The 25,814-nt window shown below is 72.8% G+C and carries 22 protein-coding genes; 10 read left to right on the top strand and 12 right to left on the bottom strand.

Annotated features, from left to right (window positions below):
• Positions 1-99 precede the first annotated feature (99 nt).
• Positions 100-1,128: an endonuclease/exonuclease/phosphatase family protein gene (locus tag ACZ573_RS11385; protein WP_471302206.1), complete on the top strand. Its 1,029-nt coding sequence runs from the start codon at positions 100-102 to the stop codon at positions 1,126-1,128.
• Between the two features lie 69 nt (positions 1,129-1,197).
• On the opposite strand, the gene ACZ573_RS11390 is transcribed toward ACZ573_RS11385, so the two are convergent.
• The 4 genes from ACZ573_RS11390 to ACZ573_RS11405 form a co-directional block, all read right to left on the bottom strand.
• Positions 1,198-2,952, bottom strand: a complete 1,755-nt coding sequence (locus ACZ573_RS11390) for an NAD+ synthase (RefSeq protein ID WP_471302208.1) — start codon at positions 2,950-2,952, stop codon at positions 1,198-1,200.
• A 71-nt stretch (positions 2,953-3,023) separates the two neighbouring features.
• The gene (locus ACZ573_RS11395) at positions 3,024-4,217 is read right to left on the bottom strand and encodes a hypothetical protein (protein ID WP_471302210.1); all 1,194 of its coding nucleotides are present in this window, start codon (positions 4,215-4,217) and stop codon (positions 3,024-3,026) included.
• Positions 4,218-4,333: 116 nt separating this feature from the next.
• Positions 4,334-5,956, bottom strand: a complete 1,623-nt coding sequence (locus ACZ573_RS11400; RefSeq protein ID WP_471302212.1) for a multicopper oxidase family protein — start codon at positions 5,954-5,956, stop codon at positions 4,334-4,336.
• Positions 5,957-6,049: 93 nt separating this feature from the next.
• Positions 6,050-6,505: a hypothetical protein gene (locus ACZ573_RS11405; protein WP_471302214.1), complete on the bottom strand. Its 456-nt coding sequence runs from the start codon at positions 6,503-6,505 to the stop codon at positions 6,050-6,052.
• Between the two features lie 72 nt (positions 6,506-6,577).
• Between ACZ573_RS11405 and ACZ573_RS11410 the strand changes: the two genes are divergently transcribed.
• A complete protein-coding gene (locus ACZ573_RS11410; protein WP_471302217.1) occupies positions 6,578-7,279 on the top strand; it encodes a DUF998 domain-containing protein in 702 nt (233 codons plus the stop codon).
• Positions 7,276-8,166: an alpha/beta fold hydrolase gene (locus tag ACZ573_RS11415; protein ID WP_471302218.1), complete on the top strand. Its 891-nt coding sequence runs from the start codon at positions 7,276-7,278 to the stop codon at positions 8,164-8,166. Before ACZ573_RS11410 ends, ACZ573_RS11415 begins: the two co-directional genes overlap by 4 nt.
• Here the strand turns inward: ACZ573_RS11415 and ACZ573_RS11420 are convergent.
• From ACZ573_RS11420 to ACZ573_RS11435, 4 genes are all read right to left on the bottom strand, one after another.
• The gene (locus ACZ573_RS11420) at positions 8,151-8,570 is read right to left on the bottom strand and encodes a CBS domain-containing protein (RefSeq protein WP_471302221.1); all 420 of its coding nucleotides are present in this window, start codon (positions 8,568-8,570) and stop codon (positions 8,151-8,153) included. The two genes, ACZ573_RS11415 and ACZ573_RS11420, sit on opposite strands and share 16 nt — an antisense overlap.
• A 168-nt stretch (positions 8,571-8,738) precedes the next feature.
• Positions 8,739-9,392, bottom strand: coding sequence for a DUF305 domain-containing protein (locus tag ACZ573_RS11425; protein ID WP_471302662.1), 654 nt, complete (start codon positions 9,390-9,392; stop codon positions 8,739-8,741).
• Between the two features lie 107 nt (positions 9,393-9,499).
• Positions 9,500-10,201, bottom strand: a complete 702-nt coding sequence (locus tag ACZ573_RS11430; protein ID WP_471302224.1) for a DUF3105 domain-containing protein — start codon at positions 10,199-10,201, stop codon at positions 9,500-9,502.
• 59 nt (positions 10,202-10,260) lie between these two features.
• Positions 10,261-10,653 (bottom strand): hypothetical protein, encoded by a 393-nt coding sequence (locus tag ACZ573_RS11435; RefSeq protein ID WP_471302227.1) that lies wholly within the window; start codon positions 10,651-10,653, stop codon positions 10,261-10,263.
• A 172-nt stretch (positions 10,654-10,825) separates the two neighbouring features.
• Here ACZ573_RS11435 and ACZ573_RS11440 point away from each other — a divergent pair, with 172 nt between their 5' ends.
• Positions 10,826-12,187, top strand: coding sequence for a glutamine synthetase family protein (locus ACZ573_RS11440; RefSeq protein ID WP_189963779.1), 1,362 nt, complete (start codon positions 10,826-10,828; stop codon positions 12,185-12,187).
• Between the two features lie 151 nt (positions 12,188-12,338).
• Positions 12,339-12,872, top strand: coding sequence for a hypothetical protein (locus tag ACZ573_RS11445; RefSeq protein ID WP_471302230.1), 534 nt, complete (start codon positions 12,339-12,341; stop codon positions 12,870-12,872).
• A gap of 20 nt (positions 12,873-12,892) precedes the next feature.
• Here the strand turns inward: ACZ573_RS11445 and ACZ573_RS11450 are convergent, their stop codons facing one another.
• Both ACZ573_RS11450 and ACZ573_RS11455 read right to left on the bottom strand, forming a co-directional pair.
• Positions 12,893-14,959 carry a PIG-L family deacetylase gene (locus ACZ573_RS11450; RefSeq protein ID WP_471302232.1) on the bottom strand — a complete coding sequence of 689 codons (2,067 nt, stop codon included), beginning with the start codon at positions 14,957-14,959 and terminating at the stop codon, positions 12,893-12,895.
• 139 nt (positions 14,960-15,098) lie between these two features.
• Positions 15,099-17,600, bottom strand: a complete 2,502-nt coding sequence (locus tag ACZ573_RS11455) for a PIG-L family deacetylase (RefSeq protein ID WP_471302235.1) — start codon at positions 17,598-17,600, stop codon at positions 15,099-15,101.
• Positions 17,601-17,906: 306 nt separating this feature from the next.
• Between ACZ573_RS11455 and ACZ573_RS11460 the strand changes: the two genes are divergently transcribed.
• The 5 genes from ACZ573_RS11460 to ACZ573_RS11480 all read left to right on the top strand — a co-directional run bounded on the left by ACZ573_RS11460 (position 17,907) and on the right by ACZ573_RS11480 (position 23,833).
• On the top strand, positions 17,907-20,894 hold the full coding sequence (locus ACZ573_RS11460) for a bifunctional [glutamine synthetase] adenylyltransferase/[glutamine synthetase]-adenylyl-L-tyrosine phosphorylase (RefSeq protein WP_471302238.1): 2,988 nt from the start codon (positions 17,907-17,909) through the stop codon (positions 20,892-20,894).
• An 82-nt stretch (positions 20,895-20,976) separates the two neighbouring features.
• Positions 20,977-21,507, top strand: a complete 531-nt coding sequence (locus ACZ573_RS11465) for a hypothetical protein (RefSeq protein ID WP_471302240.1) — start codon at positions 20,977-20,979, stop codon at positions 21,505-21,507.
• 30 nt (positions 21,508-21,537) lie between these two features.
• Positions 21,538-22,845, top strand: coding sequence for a hypothetical protein (locus tag ACZ573_RS11470; protein ID WP_471302243.1), 1,308 nt, complete (start codon positions 21,538-21,540; stop codon positions 22,843-22,845).
• A gap of 29 nt (positions 22,846-22,874) precedes the next feature.
• Positions 22,875-23,369, top strand: a complete 495-nt coding sequence (locus ACZ573_RS11475; protein WP_471302246.1) for a hypothetical protein — start codon at positions 22,875-22,877, stop codon at positions 23,367-23,369.
• Positions 23,370-23,371: 2 nt separating this feature from the next.
• Positions 23,372-23,833, top strand: a complete 462-nt coding sequence (locus ACZ573_RS11480) for a hypothetical protein (protein ID WP_471302249.1) — start codon at positions 23,372-23,374, stop codon at positions 23,831-23,833.
• Between the two features lie 72 nt (positions 23,834-23,905).
• Here ACZ573_RS11480 and ACZ573_RS11485 read toward each other — a convergent pair whose 3' ends face one another.
• The gene (locus ACZ573_RS11485; protein WP_471302252.1) at positions 23,906-24,697 is read right to left on the bottom strand and encodes a CAP domain-containing protein; all 792 of its coding nucleotides are present in this window, start codon (positions 24,695-24,697) and stop codon (positions 23,906-23,908) included.
• A gap of 472 nt (positions 24,698-25,169) precedes the next feature.
• Positions 25,170-25,460: a hypothetical protein gene (locus ACZ573_RS11490; RefSeq protein WP_471302255.1), complete on the bottom strand. Its 291-nt coding sequence runs from the start codon at positions 25,458-25,460 to the stop codon at positions 25,170-25,172.
• Positions 25,461-25,814 lie beyond the last annotated feature (354 nt).

A 25,814-nucleotide genomic window follows, 5' to 3' on the forward strand; every position in this document is an offset into this window, starting at 1 on the left:
GCCGCCGGCGGTCGTGACGTACGGCACGGAAGGCTGCGGTTCATCGCCTAGGGTCAAGGGGCGGGGACGGAGCGCGAGCACGGCAGTGAGGGCAGTGGGATGGCACAGGCGTACATGACGGAGTCGGGGAACGGCGGCTCGGAGCCCGAGCCCTCCGGAACCCGCCTCCGGCGCCGGCTGACCGCACTGCGCAAGGACCCCGGAATCTGGCGGCGGGGCTGGGTCCTCGCCGCGATCGCCGCACTGCTCTCGCTCATCATGATCTTCCACGCGGATCTGCCCAACCACGTGGGCAACCTCGGCAGCCTCACCGAGACCTTCCTGCCCTGGCTGGGGCTGGCCGTCCCGCTCCTGCTGGCCGGGGCGCTCTACCGCAAGTCGGCCACCGCACTCCTCGCGATACTGCTGACGGCCGCGGTCTGGGCGAACCTCTTCGGCGGCCTGGTCAGCGACAAGTCCGGCGCCGGCGGCAACCTGGTGGTCGCCACCCACAACGTCGACGCCGACAACCCCGACCCGCGCGGCACCGCCGAGTCGGTGGCCCGCTCCGGGGCCGACGTCCTGGCCCTGACCGAGCTCAAGGGCAGCGCCGTCCCCGTCTACGAGAAGGCCCTCGCGGCCACGTACAAGCACCACTCCGTCGAGGGCACCGTCGGCCTGTGGAGCAAGTACCCGCTCAGCGCGAGCGCGCCCGTCGACATCCGGATGGGCTGGACCCGGGCCATGCGCGCCACCGTCACCACCCCCCAGGGGCAGGTCGCCGCCTTCGTCGCCCACCTGCCCTCCGTCCGGGTCAAGCTGAACGCCGGCTTCACCGCCAACCAGCGCGACGACAGTGCCGACGCGCTGGGCGCCGCGCTCGCCTCCGAGCCGCTGAAGAAGGTCATCCTGCTCGGCGACCTCAACGGAACCATGAACGACCGCGCCCTCTCCGAGGTCACCTCGCAGATGCGCTCCACCCAGGGCGCGGCGGGCGACGGCTTCGGCTTCAGCTGGCCGGCGCAGTTCCCGATGGCGCGGATCGACCAGATCATGGTCCGCGGAATCCGGCCGGAGGCCTCCTGGACCCTGCCCCGCACCAGCAGCGACCACCTTCCCGTCGCGGCCCGGGTCACCGTGAAGCCCTGACGGATGCGGGTACGCGAGGGCCCCGGCCACTCTCCTCGGAGAGCGGCCGGGGCCCTCGCACGGCCGCGGCTACGCCCGCTCGCGCCAGCCGTTCGTGATGGGCAGCCGGCGGTCCTTGCCGAAGCCCTTCGCGGAGATCTTCGTGCCCGGCGGGTACTGGCGGCGCTTGTACTCCGCCGTGTCCACCATCCGCAGGGTCCTGGCCACCAGCTCCGGGTCGAAGCCGGCCGCCACGATCGCGTCCATGCCCTGGTCGCGGTCCACGTACATGGCCAGGACCGCGTCGAGCACCGGGTAGTCCGGCAGCGAGTCCGTGTCCACCTGGCCCGGGCGCAGCTCGGCGCTCGGCGGCTTCACGATCGAGTTCTCCGGGATCGGCGGGACCTCACCGCGCTCGGCGGCGGCACGGTTGCGGTATTCCGCGAGCCGGAACACGTCCGACTTGTAGACGTCCTTGATCGGGCCGTACGCGCCCACCGAATCGCCGTACAGGGTGGAGTAGCCGACGGCCAGCTCCGACTTGTTGCCCGGGGCCAGCACGATGTGGCCCTCCTGGTTGGACAGCGCCATCAGCAGGGTGCCGCGCAGCCGGGACTGGAGGTTCTCCTCGGCCAGGCCGGTCAGGCCCAGCGAGGCCATGTAGGCGTCGAACATCGGCTCGATGGAGACGGTCCGGAAATTCAGCCCGGTGCGCTCGGCCAGGTCGGCCGCGTCGTTGCGGGAGTGGTCCGAGGAGTACTTCGAGGGCATCGAGACGCCGTAGACGTTCTGCGCGCCGATCGCGTCGCAGGCGATGGCGGCGACGAGCGCGGAGTCGATGCCGCCGGAGAGCCCGATCAGGACCGAGCGGAACCCGTTCTTCTTGACGTAGGCGCGCAGTCCCACGACCAGCGCGTCGTAGACCTCCTCGTCGTCGTCGAGCCGGTCGGCGTAACCGCCGGTGACCACCGGCTCGTACGGCTCCACGGGCTCCTCGGAGAGGATCACGCGCTCGATGCGCAGCCCGTCGTCCACCACGCCCTCGGGCGCGTCGGCGCGGGCGGCCGGCAGGTCGAGGTCGACCAGGACGCAGCCCTCGGAGAACTGCGGGGCGCGGGCGATGACCTGCCCGCCGGCGTCCACGACGATCGAGTCGCCGTCGAAGACCAGCTCGTCCTGGCCGCCGATCATCGCCAGGTAGGCCAGGGTGCAGCCGGCCTCCTGGGCCCGCTTCTGGACCAGTTCGAGGCGCAGGTCGTCCTTGTTGCGCTCGTACGGGGACGCGTTCACGGAGATCAGCAGCCCGGCCCCGGCGGAGCGGGTGGCCGGGACCCGGCCGCCTTCCTGCCAGAGGTCCTCGCAGATGGCCAGGGCCACGTCGACCCCGCCCACCCGGATCACCGGCTGCGTGTCGCCCGGCACGAAGTACCGGAACTCGTCGAACACGCCGTAGTTGGGGAGGTGGTGCTTGGCGAAGCGCAGGACGACCTGCCCGCGGTGCAGCACGGCGGCCGCGTTCTCGGGAGAGCCGGCCGGGCGGCCCAGGCGGGGCGTGGCCCGCTCGGTGCGGTCGAGGTAGCCGACGACGACCGGCAGCTCGCCGAGGCCCTCGGCCGCGAGCCGCTCCGCGAGCTCGCGCAGCGCGGTACGGGAGGCCTCCACGAAGGACCCGCGCAGGGCGAGGTCCTCGACGGGGTACCCGGTCAGCATCATCTCCGGGAACGCCACCAGGTGGGCGCCCTGCTCGGCGGAGTGCCGGGTCCAGTGGACGACCGAGTCGGCGTTGGCGGCGATGTCGCCGACGTGCGAGTCGATCTGATTCAGAGCGAGTCGAAGTTGAGGCACGGGGCCCAGTGTAATCGTCTTTCTGACGCGATGTCCGGGGCCCCGCCTGTTTCCTGCGTTGTGACGTTCCGTCAGCCGATCGGGCCCGCGTACTTCACCCTGTCGAGCCCGGTCCCGGCGGAGATGTCCGCGGTGATGCTCCCGGTGCCCTCGGGGACCTCGAAGGCCACGATCCCGCTGGCGGATTCGCCCGGCAGGATCGAGCCGCTGATCATCTTCGGCACTCTGCCGCTGTCGAAGACCATCTCGGCGGTCATGCCCTGGTCGTCGCGGACGTTGGGCACGGCGTAGATCACTTCGTGCGGCGTGGCCGACCCGTTGGTGATGGTGACGGTGAGCGCGACCGCGTTCTTGACCCTCTCGCCGGCGTACTTGTCCTTCGGCTCGTACTTCGCCGGAACCGAGAGGCTCACCTTGATGCCGTTCGGGTAGGTGAAGGTCTCGCCGAACCGCAGCGCACTGGTCAGGCCGGGGACCCGGGTGGGCGAAGGGGACTTGGAGGACCAGGGCTCGATGCCGGGGTGGTGCCCGTCCGCCTCCCAGTCCTCCTCGATCTGCCGGTCGAGGCGGCTGTCGGCCCGGTCGACGACCAGGGCGGTGAGGAAGAAGCCGCCGACCGAGGAGAGCAGGCCGAGCACGGCGAGAACGGTGCCGACGACGGCCATCGACTTGTTCGGGGCGCCCTTGTTGGCGCGGGCGATACCGCCGATGCCGAGGCCCACGCCGACGGCGGCGATCAGGGTGCCGGCCCAGAAGAGGAACGGGATGACGCCCAGGAAGATGCCGAAGCCACCGGTGATGACGGCGGCGACCGCCAGGCCGTTGCCGGTCGGGGTGGCCTGCGGGTACGCGGGGTACCGGGCTCCGGGGAACCCGGGGGTGGGCTCACCCCACGTGTGGCCGGGGGCGCCGGGAGTGGCCCCGGGGGCCCCGGGTGCGCCGAAGCCTGCGGCCGCAGGGGCGGGAGCGTGCGGCGTCGGCGGGGCGAAGGCCGACGGGATGGGAACCGGCTCCGGGGCGGCCGCGGCCGCTGCCCCGGCAGGGGCCTCGGGGGCCGGGGCCGGCGCCGGCGCCGGAGACGCGGAGGCCGCCGGGGTCTCGGGGGTCTGCGGTGCCTCGGAGGTCGCCGGGGTGGCCGGGGTCTTCTCCAGCGAGAGCGGCTGCGCGGGCGCCGGTATGGAGTCCGTCTCGGGTGTCGGGGTGTCCGCCGGCTCGGCCGGCGGTCCGCCGACGGGAGTGCTGGGCGGGTTCGGCGGGGTGGTCATACCGGCGGGGTCGTCCTTCTGTCGCTGCAGTCGTGATCACCGCAAGGGTGTCATGCCCGCGCCCGCAGCCCACCCGAATTCCGCCCGGCCCGGAGGCCGGGCGGGCAGGCCCTGACCTACAGCTGGTAGCCGAGCACCGTCATCATCCCGGACTCCGAGTGGTAGACGTTGTGGCAGTGCGTCATCCACAGCCCGGGGTTGTCCGCGTCGAAGTCCACCGTCAGCCTGCGCCCCGGCAGGAGGATCGCGGTGTCCTTGCGCGGCCCGCCCTCCTGCCCGCCCAGCGCGAAGGTGTGCCCGTGCAGGTGTACCGGGTGCCACATCGGGGTCGCGTTGCGGAACTCCAGCCGGACCCGCTCGCCCGCCTTCACCGGGTGCCGCTGGTCGGGCGTGTACGGCTTGCCGTCGAAGGCCCAGTTGTAGTTGGTCATGGAGCCGGTGAGCCGGAGCTGCACCGTACGGTCCGGGTCGCGCGGGGCCGGCGCGACCGGTTCGGTGGCCCTCAGCGCGTCCGCCATCAGCGGCGGCGCGTCCAGTTCGGACGGCCGGGTCGCGGCCGTGGGCGCCGTTCCCGACCCGGTGCGCAGCACCGCGAGCGCCGAGCCCTCCTTGCCCTCGGCCAGCGCGGTGAGGGGGAACACCCCGTCCTTGGCGGTGACCAGGACGTCGTACCGCTCGCCCATGCCCAGCAGCAGTGACCCCGTCGTCGTCTGCTCCACCGGGTAGCCGTCGGTGTGGGTGACCGTCAGTTCGTGGTCGCCGAGGGCGATCCGGAAGGCGGTGTCCCCGCCGGCGTTGATGATGCGCAGCCGGATCCGGTCGCCGGGCTTGGCGGTGAGCACCGAAGGGTCGTCGGCCACCCGCCCGTTGATCAGGTAGTACGCGTAGACGACGTCGCCCGCGTCCCCGCCCAGGTAGTCGCTGTGGCCGCCCATGGCGACGTAGGAGCGCTTCTTGGTGCTGCTGGGCGAGGGGGAGGGGGAGCCGCTCCGGCCGTGGGCCGCGTGGGCTGCGCCGTTGCCGTTCATGCCCTTGCGGAGCTCGGCGAGGACGGCGTCCGGGGTGGCTCCGTCCACCCCGTCGATCCAGTCGTCCAGGACCACCACCCACTCCTTGTCGTAGGAGAGGGGCTCCTTGGGGTCCTCGATGACGAGCGCGCCGTACAGGCCGCGGTCCTGCTGGACCCCGGTGTGCGGGTGGAACCAGTACGTGCCCGGGTTCGGGACGGCGAACTTGTACGGGAAGGACCCGCCCGGGGCGATGTCCCGCTGGGTCAGCCCCGGGACCCCGTCCATGTCGTTGCGCAGCGAGAGGCCGTGCCAGTGCAGGGAGGTGGCCTCGGGGAGGTGGTTGGCCAGGGTGAGGGCGAGGGTGCCGCCCGCGGTGGCCCGGACCTCCTGGCCCGGCAGCCTGTCCCCGTACGCCCAGGAGCGGACGGTGATGCCGGCGCCGAGGTCGAGCGGGGTGGCGGTGGCGGTCAGCTTGAGCTCGGTGAGCGGGCCGGTGGCCTTGCGGGCGGCCTCGGCGGCCTGCACCTCGGGGCCGGCCGGGTCCACGTACCCCTCGGGCACGTCGGCGGCGGAGCCGCCGTGGTTCATCGAGCCCTGTCCGTGGCCGGTGCCGGCGGCCCCGGCGGATCCCGCGGAGCCGGAGGATCTGGCGCAGGAGGCGAGCAGCCCGGAGCCGAGGACGGCCGCGGATGCGCCGAGCACGGTGCGGCGGGTGGGAAGAGAGCGCATGGAAGCACCTCATGGGTGTGGTGTTACGGATGCATGGGCACGGTTCGGCGCCGCCCCGTGCATGCGCGGGCATGCGGGGGCGGCGGCGTCGGCCTACACCCGCAGGACCGCCAGCCGGGTGAGGAGCTCGCGGGGCGAGGGCGGGTCCGGACCACCGCCGGACCGGACCGGTATGCGGGCCGCGCCCCCGAGCGGCGCGGCGCGACGGGATCCGGTCCGGCCGGTGCCGATGAGCAGGACGACCAGCCCCGCGAGCACGGCGAGGCAGACCGACGTGGGGTCCATCTCGGTCGCCGGCATCGCGTACCCCCACACGGGGACCGTGGGGGAGGGCGCGTCGGCGACCGGGGCCGAGGTGTGGCCCGTGCCACCGTGCCCAGCCTCGGCGGGGTGTCCCGCCGAGGCAACGGAGTGGGCTGGGGACACGTCCTGCAGGGCGTGGGACTCAGTCGGATGGCCCAGGGTGTGCATGGTGACGATGCCCAGCAACAGCGCGGCGAGCAGCAGCAACCGGGACCCCGGGGCGGCTCGCTGAGCACTGCGCGTCATGACGGGAACCCTACCGGGGGTGGGTATCCGATCGCAGGACCGACCCCGCGTCTGCTTAGGATTAGTCACACTATGTCCCCACATGGACTCTCGCCGCGGACCGCCTGGCCGGTCGCCACCCTGATCGGTCTGGCCGCGGCCGCCTACACGGCGTGGGTGCTCGAAGTGGTCCTCTCCACGGGCCTCAATCCGATCGAGACGTACGTCAGCGAACTCGCCGCCCAGGACCAGCCGCTCGGCGGCCTCTTCCGGGCCACCGACTTCACCGCCGGGCTGCTCGCCTTCTGCGGAGGCCTCCTGGCGCTCGTCCGGCTGCTGAAGTACGCGGAGTCCCGCCGCGCCTGGGCGGTCATCGGCTGGTCCGGGGTCGCCCTCTTCGGCGCGGCCACCGCCGCCGACGCCTGGCTGCCGCTGAGCTGTCAGCCCACCGTGGACCCCGAATGCGCCGCCCGGGAGACCGCCGGACTGGTCCCCGCGACCCACCAGGCCCACGCCGTCAGCAGCAGCCTCGCCATGACCGGGGCCCTCGTCGGCCTGGTGGCCCTCACGGTCGCCGCCCGCCGCTACGGCTGGTTCGCCCCGCTCGCCCGCTACGGCCCCGCCCTCGTCGCCCTCGAACTGCTCGCCACCGTCTGGACCCTCTCCGCGATCGCCCTGTTCACGGCCGGGCGCGGGACCTGGGCCCTCGGCGCCGGCCAGCGGCTCCAGGTCCTCCTCGTCGCGCTCTGGCTCGGCCTGCTCGCCCACTCCGTCCACAAGGAAGGCCGTACGTGAGCGTCACCGGCCGGTTCGTCACCGCCGGCCGTGTCGACGGGGTGCCGCTGCACGTCGTCGTCGAAGGCCGCGGACCCGTGTGCGTCCTCAGCGCCGGGCTCGCCATGGCCTGGTTCGACTGGGACCCGGTCGTCGCACCCCTCGTCGCCGCGGGCCGCACCGTCGTCCGCTTCGACCGCCCCGGACACGGCCTCAGCGGCCCCGCCACCGAGCCGCCCACCACCGCCGGGGAGGCCCACCGCATCGCCGGGCTGCTCGACGCACTGGGGCTCGGCGCCCCGGCCGCCGGTCCCGTCACCGTCGTCGGGCACTCCATCGCCGCCTTCCACGCCGAGGCCTTCGCCCGCCTGTACCCGCGGCGCACCGCCGCGCTCGTCCTGGTCGACGGCAGCGTCGAGGAGGCCCCGCACACGATCCTGCCCGCCGCACTGCGCACCGGGGCCGCCCGCGCCCTCGGCCGGGCCGTGAGCGCCGCCGGACTGCCGGCCGCGCTGGGACCGCTGGCCCGGCGGGCCACCGTACGGGCCTCCCGCACCGGCGGCCCCGACCCGGCCGCACCGGACCTCGTACGCCGCTGTTACCGCACCGGCCGGGTCTGGCGCGGCGCCCTGCTGGAGAATTCCCGCTACCTGGACATGGCCGCCGAGCTGCAGGCCTTGCGCAGGACGCACCCGCTGGCCGCCCCCACCACCGTCCTCGCCGGCCACGACGGCTCGGCCGGGCGCCCGGCCCTGCGCTGGCTGGCCCGGCAGGCGGACCTCGCGGACCTGCTCGGCGCCCGCTTCGAGGTCGCCGAACCCGCCGGCCACCTGGTCATGCTGGACCGCCCGGGCCAGGTGGCACGGGCGGTCCTGGCGACGGCCGGGCAGGGTCAGGCCCGCGCGTAGACCTTCTCCACGAAGTGGGCCATCTGGTCGTCGGAGAGGTGCTGGGCGAGGTCGGCCTCGCTGATCATGCCCACCAGCTTCTTGTTCCGGATCACGGGCAGCCGGCGGATCTGGTGGCTCTGCATCTCCTCCAGCACGTCGCCGACGTCCGCGCCCGCGTCGATCCAGCGCGGGGTGCCCTGGGCCAAGTCACCGCAGGTGACCTTCGCCGGGTCGTGGCCCTTGGCCACACAGTTCACGACGATGTCGCGGTCGGTGATGATGCCGCACAGCCGCTCCTCGGCATCGCTGATGGGCAGGGCGCCCACATTGAGCCGGGCCATCAGCTGGGCGGCCCGGTCGAGGGTCTCGGTGGCGGGAATCCACTGGGCCCCGGGGTGCATGATGTCTGCGGCGGTGGTCATCGTCGAACCTCCTGAGCACGCCGTTCGACACCGGGCGCGGACGCGTCCGGCGGCGGCGTCCCCACCAGCCCGGTACGGGTCCTGCGCGGGCCGGTACGGGTCCTGTGCGGCGGAGCCACGCCCGTACGGGTGAGAGGGCGCCTCTCACCACGGTACGGGCGTGTCCCCTCACCCGCGCGGCGCGGCTCCGCGCTGCCGCAGCATGTCCGCCATCAAGGTGAGCTCCGAGCGCTGCGCGTCGACCATGCCCTGTGCCAGCGCCCGCTCGACCGGGGTCTCGCACAGCTGCGCACAGCCCTCGGCCATCGCGACGCCGCCCTTGTGGTGGTCGGTCATCAGCTGGAGGAAGAGCACCTCCGCGTCCCGCCCCGAGGCGGCGCCCAGCTGGTCCAGCTCCTCCTTGGTGGCCATGCCCGGCATCAGCGCACCGGGCTTGGCGGCGTCCGCGCCCGCGCCGGCGCCGTGCCCCGCGTGCCCGCCGTGGCCGCCCGAGGTCCCCATCCAGGACATGGGCGGCTCGCCGGCCACCACCTTCGGCAGCCCCCACAGGTCCAGCCAGCCGAGCAGCATGCCCCGCTGGTTGGCCTGGGTGTTGGCGATGTCGTAGGCGAGGGTGCGTACCGCCTCGTCCTGGGTGCGGTCGCGGACGACGAAGGACATCTCCACCGCCTGCTGGTGGTGCACCGCCATGTCCCGGGCGAAGCCGGCGTCCGGCGACCGGAGCCCCGGAGTGCGGGGCGCCGCCGCAGGGTCCGACGGACCGGAGCCGGCGGAACCGCCGCCGTTCGCGGCGGCCACCGTGGCGGCCGCCGCGAACAGCAGGGCCAGCAGGACGGCGGTGCCCGCGACCCAGTACGTACGGGGGACGGGGCGGAGGGGGCGTTCCGGGCGGACCAGGCTTTCCGGGTGTTCCGGGCGGACCGGGCGGCTCACTTGCCGGCCAGCCCGCTCGTGCAGGCCGCGCCCGGCTCCGGGGTCTGATCGCCCTGCACGTACTTCGTGAAGAACGTCGACACCCGCGGGTCGTCCGCGCTGTCCACGGTCAGCTGCTTGCCCCACGCGCTGAGCATGATCGAGCCGGTCTGCTCCTTGACCGGGCTCATCAGCGTGTACGGGGTCTTGCCGACGGTCGCGGCCAGCTTGTCCACGTCGGCCTTGGGTGCCTTCTCGTTGTACGTCACCCAGACCGCGCCGTGCTCCAGCGAGTGCACGGCGTTCACCTCCGGCACCGGGTTCTTGTAGACGTCACCGTTGCAGTTCATCCAGCGCGGGTGGTGGTCACCACCGACCGGCGGGTTCATCTCGTACTTCACCGGGGTCTCGACGTGGTTGCGGCCCAGCTTCTTCACGTCCCAGAGCTGCTCGCCCTCGACCGGCTGCTTGCGGATCTCCTCGGCCTCCTTGCGGAGCTTCGCCGCGGCTGCCTCCTTGCGCTGCTCGGCCTGCTTCTGGTCGATCAGCACCCAGGCGCCGAAGCCGACGAGGCCGACGACGACGGCCGACGCCGCCGTGATCGCGATCGCCTTGTTGCGCCGCTCCCGGATCTGCTCGGCGCGGCGCATCTCGGCTATGCGGGCCTGACGGGAGTTCGGGTCGGTGTGCTGGTTGGTCCTGCCGGATTTGCTGGCCATGTGCCCTGGTTTCCTTCTGCTGAGGGGGGTGGAATGAACGCGGAACCGAACCGGACCGCTCAGGTCCGCAGCACCTGGAGGGCATACAGGCCGGGGGCGCGCGGCGGAGCCCCGTACAGCCGGATCCGCGACGCCCCGGAGGCGATCGCGGCGGGCGCCGGCCCGCCCATGGGGCCCGTCACGGCGGGCGGCGGCACGGGCAGTACCCCCGGGGTGACGCGCGTGAGCGGCGAGCAGCCGGGCAGGTCGTACGGAGACACGCAGACGGCGTGCGCCGACCCCTCCGCCCCCGCCTGCAGTACCCGCACACCCGGCGACGGGACGTGCGACTCGCCCGAGCGCGCACACAGCAGCAGCATGCCGGCCAGCACCCCGAAGACGATCAGCAGGGCGGCACGCCGAAGCCCGGGACGTCCGTGACGCCCCGGCTGCGTGTGCTGCCGGCCCCCCATGGGCGCAGATGGTAATGCTCATGACGGCTCCCAGGTCAGTGCGGGGGTGCCGCGAGCTTTCCCGGGTGCGTAATGTGGCGGAAACCACGACTGGCGATACTGGGCCCGCCCGACTGTGCCCCGACTGTCGAGGCGGTGGTGCACAGGCCGTCTGAACTGCGAGGATGAAGGCATGGACAAGCAGCAGGAATTCGTCCTCCGGACGCTTGAGGAGCGCGACATCCGCTTCGTGCGCCTGTGGTTCACCGACGTACTGGGCTTCCTGAAGTCCGTCGCGGTCGCGCCGGCGGAGCTGGAGCAGGCCTTCGACGAGGGCATCGGTTTCGACGGCTCCGCGATCGAGGGCTTCGCGCGGGTCTACGAGTCCGACATGATCGCCAAGCCGGACCCGAGCACGTTCCAGATACTGCCGTGGCGCGCGGAGGCCCCCGGGACCGCCCGGATGTTCTGCGACATCCTGATGCCGGACGGCTCGCCGTCCTTCGCGGACCCGCGCTACGTCCTCAAGCGCATCCTGGCCAAGACCTCCGACCTGGGCTTCACCTTCTACACCCACCCGGAGATCGAGTTCTTCCTGCTGAAGGACAAGCCGCTGGACGGCACCCGCCCGGTCCCGGCCGACAACTCCGGCTACTTCGACCACACCCCGCAGAACGTGGGCATGGACTTCCGCCGCCAGGCGATCACCATGCTCGAATCGATGGGCATCTCGGTGGAGTTCAGCCACCACGAGGGCGCCCCCGGCCAGCAGGAGATCGACCTCCGCTACGCCGACGCGCTCTCCACGGCCGACAACATCATGACGTTCCGCCTGGTCATGAAGCAGGTGGCGCTCGAACAGGGCGTCCAGGCCACCTTCATGCCGAAGCCGTTCTCGGAATACCCCGGCTCGGGCATGCACACCCACCTCTCCCTCTTCGAGGGCGACCGCAACGCCTTCTACGAGTCGGGCGCCGAGTACCAGCTCTCCAAGGTCGGCCGCTCCTTCATCGCGGGCCTGCTGAAGCACGCGGCGGAGACGGCAGCGGTCACCAACCAGTGGGTCAACTCCTACAAGCGCATCTGGGGCGGCTCCTCCCGCAGCGCCGGCGCGGGCGGCGAGGCCCCCTCGTACATCTGCTGGGGCCACAACAACCGCTCGGCCCTGATCCGCGTCCCGATGTACAAGCCGGGCAAGACGGGCTCCTCGCGCGTCGAGGTCCGCTCGATCGACTCGGGCGCCAACCCGTACCTCACCTACGCCGTCCTCCTCGCGGCCGGCCTCAAGGGCATCGAGGAGGGCTACGAACTCCCGGCGGGCGCCGACGACGACGTCTGGGCCCTCTCCGACGCCGAACGCCGCGCGATGGGCATCGAACCCCTCCCGCAGAACCTCGGCGAGGCCATCGCCTTGATGGAACGCAGCGAACTGGTCGCCGAAACCCTCGGTGAGCACGTCTTCGACTTCTTCCTGCGCAACAAGAAGCAGGAGTGGGAGGAATACCGCTCGGAGGTCACGGCCTTCGAACTCCGCAAGAACCTCCCGGTGCTGTAAGGGCAGGTCAGAGCCCCATCGGGGCATGCACGACACTCCGGGCCGGTGGTTACTGACCACCGGCCCGGAGTCGTCTCGTCCGCTCGGGGCGGAACCCCCTAGCATGTGGCCGCCGGCCGGGTGGCGGGTCATACGGGTGTGGGGGACGAGCGTGAGCAGGAGCAGAGGCGGCGTGTGGGTGGCCGTTGTGGGGATCGCGGCGCTTGCGGGGGTGCTCGGCGTCGGTGGGGCCGTGCTGGCTTCGGGCGAGGAGGACGGGCTCGACGGCTGGGTTCGGGAGCCTGCCGGGGCGGAGGTTCCGGGCCGCGCCGGAGGAGATCCGTCGCGTGGCACGGTCGCGGCGGAGCTCGCCGCCGCCGCGACGGCCGCCGGGCTCACCCCGGGCGCCGCGCACCCCGCGGAGGTGGGAGAGCTCGCCGACTGCATCGCGGACTGGACGGGCGACGGCCCCGCCGACGACGGCCGGCTGGCGGCTCTCGAAACCGCTCTGGAGGAACGCGGCTGGCAGGTCACGGCCCGCCAGGGCGGGCCCGCTCCGGCAGTGGCCCTGAAGAGCGGCTCCTGGCGTCTGCGATTCACCAACGGCGGCCTCATCGACACCCTCTCGCTGGTGGCCACCCGCTCCGGCCGCACCTGTGAAGAAGCCTTCCGCCGCGCCGAAGCGACCCGCGGCCCCCGCGGCTAGGTCCGGGCGCCCAGCCGGCTTCAGTGGACCGCGCGGTGCCAGGTGGGGCGGTTGGGGGTGGTGGGGGTCGTCGTCGTGTGGAGTTCGGCGTCCAGGCCCAGCACCGCTGTCGTGGTCGTGCCCGAGGGTTCGAGGACGGCCGACGGGGCGCCCGCGAAGAGCATGAGGGATTCCGCCCATGCCGGGGGGCCGCCGAGGCCCGTGGTGCTGACGGTGCCGCTGTCCGCGCGGCCCACCATGAGGCGGCCCGCGGCGCCGACCGCGCCGTAGCCCGCGCGGCCGCCCGCCTCCGTGACGCTGGAGACGTGGGGCCGGACCGAGGGTCCCGCCGTCACCAGGGCGGTGCGGACGACCCCCGAGTCCGGGCGGCGGAAGTAGAGGCGGACGCCCGCGCCGTCCGGGCAGGCCGACAGGGGGACCGTGGTGGCGGGCAGGCCCGTCGGTGCGGGGCCGAGCAGCGGGGTGTCCGGGGTGCGCTGGGTCCAGGCCAGGACGGACGTCGTGGTGGTCGCGTACACGTGGCGCCGCCCGGCCGCGTCGATCGCCGTCACCGGGTCGCTCTGCAGGTCCTCGCCGCCGAGCCGCTCCCACGGGGAGAAACCGCCGTCCGGCTGCTGGGTGCTCGCGCGCAGGGTGCGGCGCGAGTCGCGGAGGTAGACGGTGAGGAGGCCCCGCGCGTCCACGGACACCGCGGGCGCGCTGATCGCCGAGGTGCCCTCGTCGTCGGTGCGCTCCGGCGTGCCGAGCGACTGCCACGGGCCGAACGGGCCGTCGGGCACGGACTGGACGGCGTACACGACCTCGCGCCGGTACTCTGCGGGCGCGGAGCCGAGGGTGGTGCGGGTGGCGAGGACGGCGACGCGGCCGCCGGGGAGGCGGGCGGCGGTGGCGCCCGGGTCGATGCCCGTGCCCGGGAGGAAGAGCGGGCCGGCCCAGTCGCCGCCGGGGGTGCGGGTCCAGTACGCGGTCTGGCCGTCCAGCGTGGCGAAGGCCCACAGCCGGCCGGGCGTTCCCTCCGTCAGCCAGGAGGTGTTGTCGGCGCGCGTGTAGCGCAGCGACTGGGCCCAGTTGCGCCCGGTCGGATTGCCCGCGACCTTGCGGTCGCCGCAGCCGGACGGGCTGCCGCAGTAGTTCTGGTGGTCCTGCCAGGCGTAGGTCCTCAGGAAGCCGGTCTTGGTCTCGGCTGTCTGCGGGTCCAGCGCGTGCGGGAGGGTGCTGTTGTGGTAGCCGAGGTAGCTCTGGACCGTGAAGTGCGGGCGCCTGCTGACCTGGGCGGCGTAGGCGGCGGTGGCGGCCTGCACGAAGCGGGCGCCGTACATGTGGTCCTGGTGGTCGGTGTACCGGCCGGTCCCGTCCTCGCCGTAGCGGTTCGGCGTCGGGTCCTGCATCCGTATCGTCGTCGGCCGGTAGAGGTCCAGGACCCCGGCTATCGCCTGGACGAGCTGGTCCTTCGTGTACGTGAACGGCTGCCTGACCGGGGTGCCGGAGGTGAGCTGGGTGTCCAGCGCGGCTATCCGGCCGTTCCACAGGCCGCGCAGGCTCTCGGGGGTGTCCCCGCCGGTGCTGCGGGCCTCCCGCAGCATCAGCCACACCAGGTTGACCTGCGGCTTCGCTATGAGGACGTCGAGCTCGGCCCGACCGCCCCCGGCGGTGGGTATGACCGTACGCTTCCACGCGCTGGTGCGGTCCCCGGTGGCCATCTGCGCGTACGCGGAGCGGATGCCGTTCTGCCGGGCCTCCGCGTAGTGGGCGCGGTCGGCGGGCTGTTGGGGGTCGGTGGCGGCGCCGCCGTGGGCCTCGTTGCGGCCGTCGGACTCGCCGGAGGTGAGGTAGGCGGTGGTGACCTGGGTGCCGGACAGCAGGGACCGGCTGAGGTCCGGGTTCATGAAGAACAGGTCGTCGTCGGGGTGGGCGACGATCTGGACGACCGAACCGGCGGTGACGCTCGCGGGCCGGGCCGTGGCCGGGTTCTTCTCCTGGGTGGCTTCGGCGGTGGTCTGCTGGCCGGTGCCCACGGACAGTACACCGGTGGCGCCGGCTGTCAGCACGGTGAGCAGGGCCGCGAAGCGGCGACGGGTCACGGGCATCGGGTCACGCCTCGGGTCGTGTTCTGGTCGGGAGAAAGCGTCGAACAGTCAGAGAGAGGGCGAATCGGCCGACTTGGTTCACCGAATGCGCAGATGACCGGCGCTTTTCCGGAACAAAATGCGGACGTTGTTCGTCCGCCTACGGCGACGCAGGCGCGTTGCGTGGGCCCACCGGCTGCCACGGCGCCAGGTGCGCGTTCGGCGCATCGGCCGAGGAGGTCACGTACAGCCGCGCGTCGAGCCCCACCACGGCCAGGCTGACCAGGCTCTTGCCGGTCATCGTGGAGGAGGGCGCGCCGACGAACATCAGCGGGGACCGTTCCCACGGCTGCCCCGGCCCGGCCTCCGAGCCCAGTTGGCCGCCCGCCGTACGGCCCGCCAGCAGGTGCCCGCTCGCCGTCACCGAGCCGAAGCCCTGGAGGCCGCCGAGGTCGGTCATCTGGCTGACCTTCAGCCCGCCCTCACCGGTGATCAGGGCGGTACGGACATTGCCGGAGCCGGGCTTGCGGAACCACAGCCGTACCCCGCCTTCGCGGCCGTCCGCGGTCAGCGGGAGCGTGGTGTCCGGCAGCCCGGTGGCCGTGACCTGGCCCAGCGGGGCGCCGGGCTTCGGCTGCACCCAGCCCACGACCGACTTGGAGGTGGCGCAGAACACCATGCGCCGCCCGGCGCCGTCGGTCGCGGTGGCCGGGGAGCCGTGCAGGTCGGTGCCGCCGTACTTCTCCCAGGGCCCCCAGCTGCCGTCCGCCCGCTGCACCCGGCCGCGCAGGCTGTACGCACCGTCGCGGACGTACGCCGCCAGCTGTCCGGTGCCGTCGACCGATACGGCCGGCGCGCTGACGTCGGAGGTCCAGGTCTCGTCCGCGGTCTCGGGCGTGCCGAGCGACTGCCACTCCGTGAACTCCTCGGCCCCCGGCCGCTTCTGGACGACGTAGACGACCTCGCGCTTGTAGTCGGTGGGCTTCGCGCCGAAGGAGGTGCGGGTGCCGAAGGCGGCTATCCGGCCGTCCGCCAGGGTCACGGTGCTCACGCCCGGGTCCATGCCGGTGCCGGGGAGCAGGTCCGGGCCCTTCCAGCGGCCGACGGGACCGGGCCGGTGCCAGAGCGCCACCTGGCCGTCGAGCACCTTGAAGGCCCACAGGCCGTGTTCCGCGTCGGAGGTCAGCCAGCTGGTGCTGGTGCCGCGGGTGTAGTTGATGGAGTCCGACCACCGGTTGCCGCCCGGCTGGTCGGAGACCTTGAGGTCGCCGCAGCCGGCGGGGCTGTTGCAGTGGTTCTGCCGGTCGAGCCAGGCGTAGGTGCCCAGGATATCCAGCTTCTCCCTGGCCTCGTCCGGGTCCAGGGCGCTGGGGAGCGAGCCGTTTATGTAGCCGGAGTAGTTCTGCACCGCGAAGTGCGGGCGGTCCGTGACGTCCTTGGCGTAGGCGGCGGTGGCCAGCTGCACGAACCGGGCTCCGTAGAAGTGGTCCTGGTGGTCGGTGTAGCGCTTGGTGTCGGGATGCCGGCCGGGGGTCGGGTCCTGGGAGCGGACGGTGGTCGGCCGGTACTGCTCCAGGATGCCCACGAGGGTCTGGACGACCTGGTCCTTGGAGTACGAGAACCTCTCCTTGACCGGGGTGCCGGACGCGAGCATGGAGTCCAGGCGGGGAACCTTGCCGTCCCACAGGCCGTGCAGGCTGTCCGGGACGTTGTCGTAGACGGAGCCGGCCTCGCGGAGCTGCAACCAGACGAGGTTGACCTGGGGCTTGGCGACGAGGACGTCGACCTCGGCGTGGCCGCCGCCCTTGGTCGGGACGACGGTGCGGGTCCAGGGGCTGTCGCGGTCGCCGGTGGCCATCTTGGCGTAGGCGGCGCGGATGCCGTTCTGGCGGGCCTCGGCGTAGGCGGGCTTGTCGGGCTTGGTGGTGGCCGCCTTGGCGGCGCCGGCGTTGATGCCGTCGGCCTCGCCGGAGGTCAGGTAGACCGAGGTGACGGGGTGGCCGGCGGATATGGAATACCGCAGGTCCGGGTTCATGAAGTACAGGTCGTCGTCGGGGTGCGCGATGACCTGGAGCACCCGGCCGGGGTCGGGCGGCTCGGGGGCGGGGGTGGGGGTGCCGGCCCCCTTGTCGGGGACGGTGGGGGAGCCGAGGCGGTCGAGGAGTTCGTTGCCCCGGAGCAGGAGAAGGCTCCCGGCGGCGGTGACCACGCAGAAGGCGACGACCTTGATGAGGCCGGCCCGGCGGCGACGGCGACGGGGGCGGGCCCCGTCCCCGTCCCCGTCCTTGCCGCGGGCGAGGCGGCGCGCCCGGCGGCGGCTGTCGGTGGCCGCGGCTTCGGGGGCTTCGGTGGACGCGGGGGCCCCGGCCCCGGCCGGCGGTTCGGCCGCGTCGGTCAAGTCCGCCTGCGGCGAGGCCTGCTGGACCTGCTGGACCTGCTGGACCTGCTGGGGAGGGTGTGCGTACGCGTGCGGTTGCTGTTGCGGGTGTCCCTGGTGCGGCTGTTGTGCCGGACGCTGCTGGTGCTCCTGGCGCCCCTCGTACCCCAGGTGTCCGTACCCCTCGTACCCCTGCTCGGACGGCCAGGCCTGTTGCCCCCGCGCGGATCCGGTCGGCGCACCCTGCGGGTCCCAGGCTCCGGGGCCCTGCCAGGAGTCGGACATGAGGCTCCTTCCGGCAGGACGGCGGGGTGTACCCCGAAGACGCGATGAATAATCCGATGATCCGAGAATCCTTGGCATCGTAAGTGCCTCAGGTCGAACATTTGATCCGGACACGCCCAAACCTACGCCGCGGGCCGGGCGGGACTCCGCCGACCGGTCCCAGGGCCTAGGTGTTCTGTCCGGGGGTGTCTTGCCGATCAGGGCGGGCTCGCGGCGCCCGGATCGGCTAGACACCCCCTAGGCTCAGGAGCAGAGCCCGCCAGGGCAGCGCAGGCAGTGGCAGCGACAACCGCGGGAGGCGGCGGGATGACGGTCCCGGGACGCAGGAGCAGCACCTTCATCCGGCTGCTCCGCAGCGGCTTCACCGACCCCTCCGCCGCCGCCCGGCTGCTCGACGCCGACGCGCTCGCGGCCGTACGCGCCGATCCCGTGCTGCTCGACGCCCTCGGCGCGACCGCCGACCCCGACCTCGCCCTCCGCGGCCTCGTCCGGCTCGCCGAGGCCCAGCCGGACGGCGAGCTGCCCGGGCTCCTCGACACCCTCGTCAGCGCCAAGCCGCTGCGCGACCGGCTGCTCGGCGTGCTCGGCGCCTCCGAGGCCCTCGGCGACCACCTCGCCCGCCACCCCCGCGACTGGCTCGGCCTCATCACCTACGAGGCCGCCGACCTGCACCCCGGACTACCCGAGTTCGAGCTCGGCCTCGCCGACGCGCACGACCCCGTCGGCCTGCGCGTCGCCTACCGCCGCTGCCTGCTCTCCATCGCCGCCCGCGACGTCTGCGGCACCATCGACGTCGCCCAGACCGCCGCCGAGCTCGCCGACCTGGCCACCGCCACCCTCCGCGCGGCCCTGCGGATCGCCTCCGCCGCCGCCCCCGAGGACGCCGCCCTGTGCCGCCTCGCCGTCATCGCGATGGGCAAGTGCGGCGGCAACGAGCTGAACTACGTGTCCGACGTCGACGTCATCTTCGTCGGCGACTCGGTGCCCGGCGCCGACGAGGGCAAGGCCCTCCAGGCCGCCACCCGCCTCGCCTCCCACCTCATGCGGATCTGCTCGGAGACCACCGTCGAGGGCACGATCTGGCCCGTCGACGCCAACCTCCGCCCCGAAGGCCGCAACGGCCCCCTCGTCCGCACCCTCGCCTCCCACCTGGCCTACTACCAGCGCTGGGCCAAGACCTGGGAGTTCCAGGCCCTCCTCAAGGCCCGCGCCGTGGCCGGCGACGAGGCCCTGGGCGCCGAGTACATCGCCGCCATAAGCCCGCTGGTCTGGCAGGCCGCCGAACGCGAGAACTTCGTCGCCGACGTCCAGAAGATGCGCCGCCGCGTCGTCGACAACATCCCCGCCGCCCAGGTCGACCGCGAGCTGAAACTCGGCCCCGGCGGCCTGCGCGACGTCGAGTTCGCCGTCCAGCTGCTCCAGCTCGTCCACGGCCGCAGCGACGCCACCCTGCACTCCGGCACCACCCTCGACGCCCTGCACGCCCTCGCCGCCGGCGGCTACGTCGGCCGCGCCGACGCCGCCCAACTGCACGACGCGTACCGCTTCCTGCGCGCCATGGAGCACCGCATCCAGCTCTACCGGCTGCGCCGCACCCACCTCGTCCCCGAGGACGAGAACGACCTGCGGCGCCTCGGCCGCTCCATGGGCCTGCGCACCGAACCCGTCGCCGAGCTCAACAAGGCCTGGCGCCGGCACGCCTCCGTCGTCCGCCGCCTGCACGAGAAGCTCTTCTACCGGCCGCTGCTCGACGCCGTCGCCCAGCTCACCCCCGGCGAGACCCGGCTCTCCCCGCGCGCCGCCGGCCAGCGCCTCGAAGCCCTCGGCTACGCCGACCCGGCCTCGGCCCTGCGCCACCTCGAAGCCCTCGCCTCCGGCGTCACCCGCAAGGCCGCCATCCAGCGCACCCTGCTGCCGGTGATGCTCGGCTGGTTCGCCGAGTCCGCCGATCCGGACGCCGGCCTGCTGAACTTCCGCAAGGTCTCCGACGCCCTCGGCAAGACCCCTTGGTACCTGCGCCTGCTGCGCGACGAGGGCGCCGCCGCCGAGAACCTCGCCCGCGTCCTGTCCGCCGGGCGCCTCGCCCCCGACCTGCTGATGCGCGCCCCCGAGGCCGTGGCCCTGCTCGGCGACCCCGAAGGCCTGCAGCCCCGTACGCACGAGGCCCTGGAGCAGGAGGTCCTCGCCGCCGTCGGCCGCGCCGAGAACCCCGAGGCCGCCGTCGCCGTCGCCCGCGGTGTGCGCCGCCGCGAGCTGTTCCGCACCACCGCGGCCGACATCATCGGCTCGTACGGTACGGAGGACAACCCGGCCGAGGAGGACCACGGAGCCCTCGTCGACCGGGTCGGCGCGGCCGTCTCCGACCTCACCGCCGCCACCGTCGCCGGAGCCCTGCGCGCCGCCGTCCACAGCCACTACGGCGATACGCTGCCCACCCGCTTCGCCGTCATCGGCGTCGGCCGCTTCGGCGGACACGAACTCGGCTACGGCTCCGACGCCGACGTCCTGTTCGTCCACGAACCCCGCGAGGGCGTCGACGAACAGGAGGCCGCCAAGGCCGCCCAGACCGTCATCGCCGAAATGCGCAGGCTGCTCCAGCTGCCCACCACCGACCCGCCGCTGCTCATCGACGCCGACCTGCGCCCCGAGGGCCGCTCCGGCCCGCTGGTGCGCACGCTGGCCTCCTACGCCGCCTACTACCGGCGCTGGTCCCTGACCTGGGAGAGCCAGGCCCTGCTGCGCGCCGAACCGGTCGCGGGCGACGCCGACATCGGCGCCCGCTTCATCGAGCTGATCGATCCGCTGCGGTACCCGATGGAGGGGCTCGGCGAGGACGCCGTACGCGAGATCCGCCGGCTCAAGGCCCGCATGGAGTCGGAGCGGATGCCGCGCGGGGCCGACCCGACGCTGCACACCAAGCTCGGCCGCGGCGGTCTCAGCGACGTCGAGTGGACGGTCCAGCTGATCCAGATGCGGCACGCCTGGGCCGAACCGGGCCTGCGTACCACCCGTACCCGTGAGGCCCTGGCGGCCGCCCACGCGGCCGGGCTGATCCCGACCGAGGAGGCGCAGATCCTGGACGAGGCCTGGGTGCTGGCGACCCGGGTCCGCAACGCCGTGATGCTGGTGCGCGGGCGCGCCGGGGACACCTTCCCCACCGAGGCCCGGGAACTCGCGGCGGTGGGCCGCTACCTCGGATACGCGGAGGGCACGGTCGGGGAGCTGCTGGACGACTACCGCCGCATCACCCGCCGGGCCCGGGCGGTCGTGGACGAGCTCTTCTACGGCGCGTAGCCGGGGCCGTCGGACCCGCCAACTCTGGCCTATGGTTTCGCGATTTGCATATGATCACCCTCAACTACGGGGAGGCGTGACCATGTCAGATGATCTCGGCCAGGTGGACGTGCGGTTGAACAGCGGGCCGCCGGTGGGTCCGTACGTTCCGGGGGTCACCCCGGTCACTCCGGTCACTCCGGTCACCCCGGTGTCGCCCGGTCCGTACGCTCCGGGCGTCACCGCGCCGCCGTCGGTGGTCCCCTACGCTCCGGGGGTCACCCCACCGTCGTCGGGGCTGTTCACTCCGGGCGGCGCCAAGGACTTCGCCTCGACGCCCGCGCAGAAGAGGGCGGCGGCGGACACGATCGAGAACGAGCTGGAGGACGCCACCAAGAAGGCGACCGAGCACGCGGACGACGCCACCGGCAACGCCCAGAAGGGCTTCGAGGGCTGGGAGACGGCCGCCGGCCTGAAGAAGGTGGCGGACACGTGGGACCAGCAGGTGAAGACCCTGATGGGCCGTCTCGCCGGGGAGAAGATGGCGCTGCGCGGCGCGTCGGGCTACATCGTCGGCAACGACATCAGCACGGGCAGCCAGTTCGCGTCGCAGTCGCAACTGCACGGCATGTAGGGGGCTGCGGTGCTGACCTATTACGAAATCATGACCACGGACCTGGGCCTGCTGACGACGGCCGCCGCCAAGTGGGACGCGATGGCGGGCGAGCTGAAGAAGGTCGAGACCCGCTACGGGGACACCGTCCAGAAGATCACCATGGGGGACAACTGGGTCGGCGTCAGTGCCACGGCGGCGCGGACGAAGTTCACGGCGACCCGCTACGAGTACTCCGCCGCGCAGAACCAGGCCAAGGCGGTGGCGAGCCTGTTGCGGGGCGCCCACGAACAGCTCGTCGACCTCAAGAAGAAGCTGGAGAGCGCCCGCGACGACGCGATCGCCGCCGGCATGACCGTCTCGGAGCAGGGGCGCGTCGCCTTCGACTACTCGAAGCTGACGCCCTCCGAGCGCAGCGCCTACCACCACGACCCCGACGGCCAGGAGGCCGTCCGCACCGCGGTCGGCAAGTGGCAGAAGCACATCGACGACCGGGTCAAGGCCGCCTCCGACGCCGACACGCACGTCAAGGACGCCCTCGTGGCGGCCGTGAACGACAGCAACAGGGACGCCCTGGGGCAGGGCAGCGGCGCGGACGAGACCCTCACCGGCTTCAACAACTACGCCGAGGGCGACCTGGCGAAGGCCAAGAAGCTCGACGAGACCAAGATCAGGACGAAGACCGACGGCTTCGATGCCGGCGTGAGCACCACCGGCCCGGGCCAGTACGGCAAGGAGGCCTCGGTCAAGGCCTACGTCGACTTCTTCCACGAGACCGCGAAGGGAGAAGGGAGCCTCGGGGCGTTGAAGCTGACCGGGGTCGCCGACATCTACCAGGGAGCCCGGGCCACCGCGAACGTCGGCATCACCGACAAGGGCCTGGTCGGCAAGGCCGAGGCGTCCGCGGGAATCCGGGCACTGGCCGAGGGCCGGGCCGGAGGCGAGTACCACAGCGCCTACGGGCGGGCCGAGGGATTCGCCGGTGGTGAGGCCGGGGTCAGCGCGAAGGCGACCAAGGAGGAATTCACCGTCGGCGCGAAGGCGTTCGCCGGGGCCAAGGGCAGCCTCACCGGAGGCGTGGAGTCCGGCGGCATCGGCGTCGGCCTGACCGCCGAAGGATGGGCGGGCCCCGGTGCCGAGGCCTGGTGGGGCGTCAAGAAGGACGAGGAGACGGGCGCGTGGAAGCTCGGCGGCAAGGCCGGTGCTTCGCCCCTCCTCGGAGGCTCCATAGGCCTGGAGATCACCGTCGATCCTGAGAAGGTGGCCAAGACCGCCGGTGACGTGGCCGACGCGGTGGGCGATACGGCGCACGCGGTCGGCGACGCCGCAGGCGACTTCAAGGACTGGTTGCTCGACTGATGTCCGATTCCATGGAAGGAGGGCCCCGGATGCCCACGACACTGCCGGTGCCGATCGATTTCCGGCTGCCCGAGGGCTGGCTCCCGGCCCGTCCGGAGGGGTTCGACCCCGGAGTGGCCTTCGCCGCGGTGCATCCGCACCCGGACGCCGGGTTCACCGCCAACATCACCGTCGACGGCGGCTTCCCGAAGGACGGGGTGACCCTGGCCGAGATCGCCGACGCGTCGGTGGAGCACCTGCGCACGTTCGCCGAGTCGGTGGAGGTGGTCCACCGCCGCGAGGTAGGTTCCGAGGACGCGCCCGCCCTGGCCCAGCGGCTGAGCTTCTCGGCCGTGGCCGACGGCGTCCGCCACGAGCTCGTCCAGTCCCAGGTGTACCTGTCCCTCGTGGACACCGGGGACCCGCGCAAGCGGGCGATGATCCGGCTGGCGCTCACCGCCACCGCGGCCCAGCACGACGAAGTCCTGGAGCAATTTCAGGAGTTCGTACGCTCGGTGCGCCCGGACGACGGGGCGGGGAACTGACGGTGGGTTTCTGGGACAACCGGACGGGCACCAGGTACCCGGCCCGCGGCGTCACTCCGGGGGCCGCCGAGGAGCTCCGGGACGCTCTGCTCGCGCTGGGGGGCCCGGACGGGCTGTTCGCCGTCCGTGAGGGCACCCCGCGGGAACGTGCCGAGCTGGTGGTGGAGTGCCGCATCAGCGAGATGCGCCTGACCCTCAAGACCAGCATGCGACTGGTCCCCGCGAAGCACGAGGTGCGCGTACTCGAAGAGCGGTGGGAGCCCTCGTTGGAGCACTCCGGCGAGCAGTACGGCCGGGGGCCGGGGAAGGCGGTCTACCGGCAGTGGGAGTTCCAGCGGGGTGCCGACGGCCGCCGCCGCAAGGTGGAGACGTTCCGCTTCGACACGGGGCTGATGAAGAACCCCCTGCAGAACACGGTCCTCAGGGCGGGCTGGACCTGGCGCGGAGTGCTGTTCCGGCTCTGACCGCAACGGGCGCAGCGGACCGCGGACCCTTGGTGGGTCCGCGGTCCGCCGCCCCGCCGGGCGGGCGCGGGGTCAGCGCGCCGTGCCGAAGTCCTGCGTCCAGTAGGAGCCGGGCTGCGCCAGGCCGATGCCGATCTCCTTGAAGGAGCAGTTCAGGATGTTCTCCCGGTGGCCCTGGCTGTTCATCCAGCCCTCCATGACCTTCTCGGGAGTGCTGTAGCCGTAGGCGACGTTCTCGCCGTACGTGCTCCAGGTGTACCCGGCGCGGGTGATCCGCGCGCCCGGGTCCGAGCCGTCGGAGCCGGTGTGGGACATGTTGCTGTGGGAGGCCATGTCGGCGCTGTGGTCCTGCGCGGCCTTCGTGAGCTTCGCGTTGAGGGAGACGGCCTGGCATCCGGCCGCGGCGCGCTCCTGGTTCACGAGCGCGAGGACCTGGGCGATCTCGCCGGAGGCCGGCGGGGCGGCCGGCTTCGAGGGCGCGGGCGCCTGCGGCTTCCTGGTGGCGACCGGCGGCTTCGCAGGCTTCGGCTGCTGCGCGGGCGGCGTGGTCTCCACGACGGGCGCTGCGGCGGTCTCGGCGGGGCCGCCCGGGGAGGCCTCGGCGGGGCTGCTGCTCGGCGACGTGGCCGGGAGCGGGGCGTCCACGGGCGCCAGGGTGCTCGGAGTGGCCGAGGGCGTGGGCTGCCACTGCCACGGGCGCTGCTGCTGGTGGCTCGCGGTCCGCGCCCAGCCGTTGGCGCTGCCGTTTCCGTTGTCCTGACCGTCGAAGCAGGCCATGGCGGCGGTGGGAACACCCACGAGGGCGAGCGCACCGACGCCGATGACTATTTTCTTGTAGGACGACTTCTTCCGATGCTTCTGCATGCCTGACCTCATTCAGTGATCGCGAAGCTTCCGGCACCGGAATCGCAGGGCGCCGAAGAGGCCGCCATTCTTAAAAGCCTCTGAATGGCCTGGCAAGTTTCCGCTGATCACGAGCCTGGGGCGGTCGGCACGTGGCTTGAAACGGGACCGTGATCGTGCATCATCACGATTTGGTCACTCCCGCAACCGTCTGATGAGTACTCAGAAACGGCTGTGACCTGGCCGGTCGGCGGCGGGTCCACCGGTACCGCACATTCCGTTTCCGGCGGAGAGGGGAATGTCAATTCCAAAAGGGACAAATATCGAAATGTCGGCGGGTTAACGCTCCGTCAAGAAAGCCCGCCGCCGATGTGCGGGCCGTGACGCATATCACTGTTTCCCGGCCGGGTGGCCCGGCGGGGCCCATGCGGCGCGAAGCGCCCGTTCCCCGCCGTACGGCAGGAAAACGGGCGCTTCCGGTATCTCTCGGTCCCTACCGCGGTTCCAGGGCCGCCGCCCGGCAGGCGCCGTTCGCGGAGCCACCCGGGACTCCGGCCGCGGTCAGGCCGCTCACGCAGCCCTGAAGATCGCCGCTCACGCCCTGCCGGCAGGACGCCGTGACGGCGTCGGTGACCTCGGCACCCGTCTGCGCGGCCATGTTCGTACAGGCGGGGATGTCCGCGTGGGCGGCGGGGGCGACGAGGGCCGCGCCGCCGAGTACGAGCAGCGGGACGGCACAGGCAGCGGCGCACACACGACGGATCCGGCTGTTCTTGGTTCGCATCAGAGCTTTCCCCTCGTCGGAGGTCGTGGGGAGCCGCCATGGCACCCGCCTCTCGGGGCCGGGGTGCTGCGCGGCCTGTACGGGCACGTGCACCGCCGCAGGCTGCTGCGGGGGCGCGCGCCTCCCTCCACCGTACGACCGGCGGCACGTCCCCACGACCGGGCGCCTCGGCGTGCGGCACGGGCGGACCTGTGCCCGAGGTGAGCCGGTTCCTGGACCCCGAGTACGCCTACGACGCCGTGCGCGTCCTCGGCCGGATCGGTCCCGCTGCGGCCGGGACGGCGGCGCGTGGACCGGGTGGCCGCCGCGCACGCGTACTGGCGGATCACCGGAGACCCGGAGCCCACCGTGCCG

The sequence above is a fragment of the Streptomyces sp. NPDC040545 genome (genome assembly GCF_055595065.1).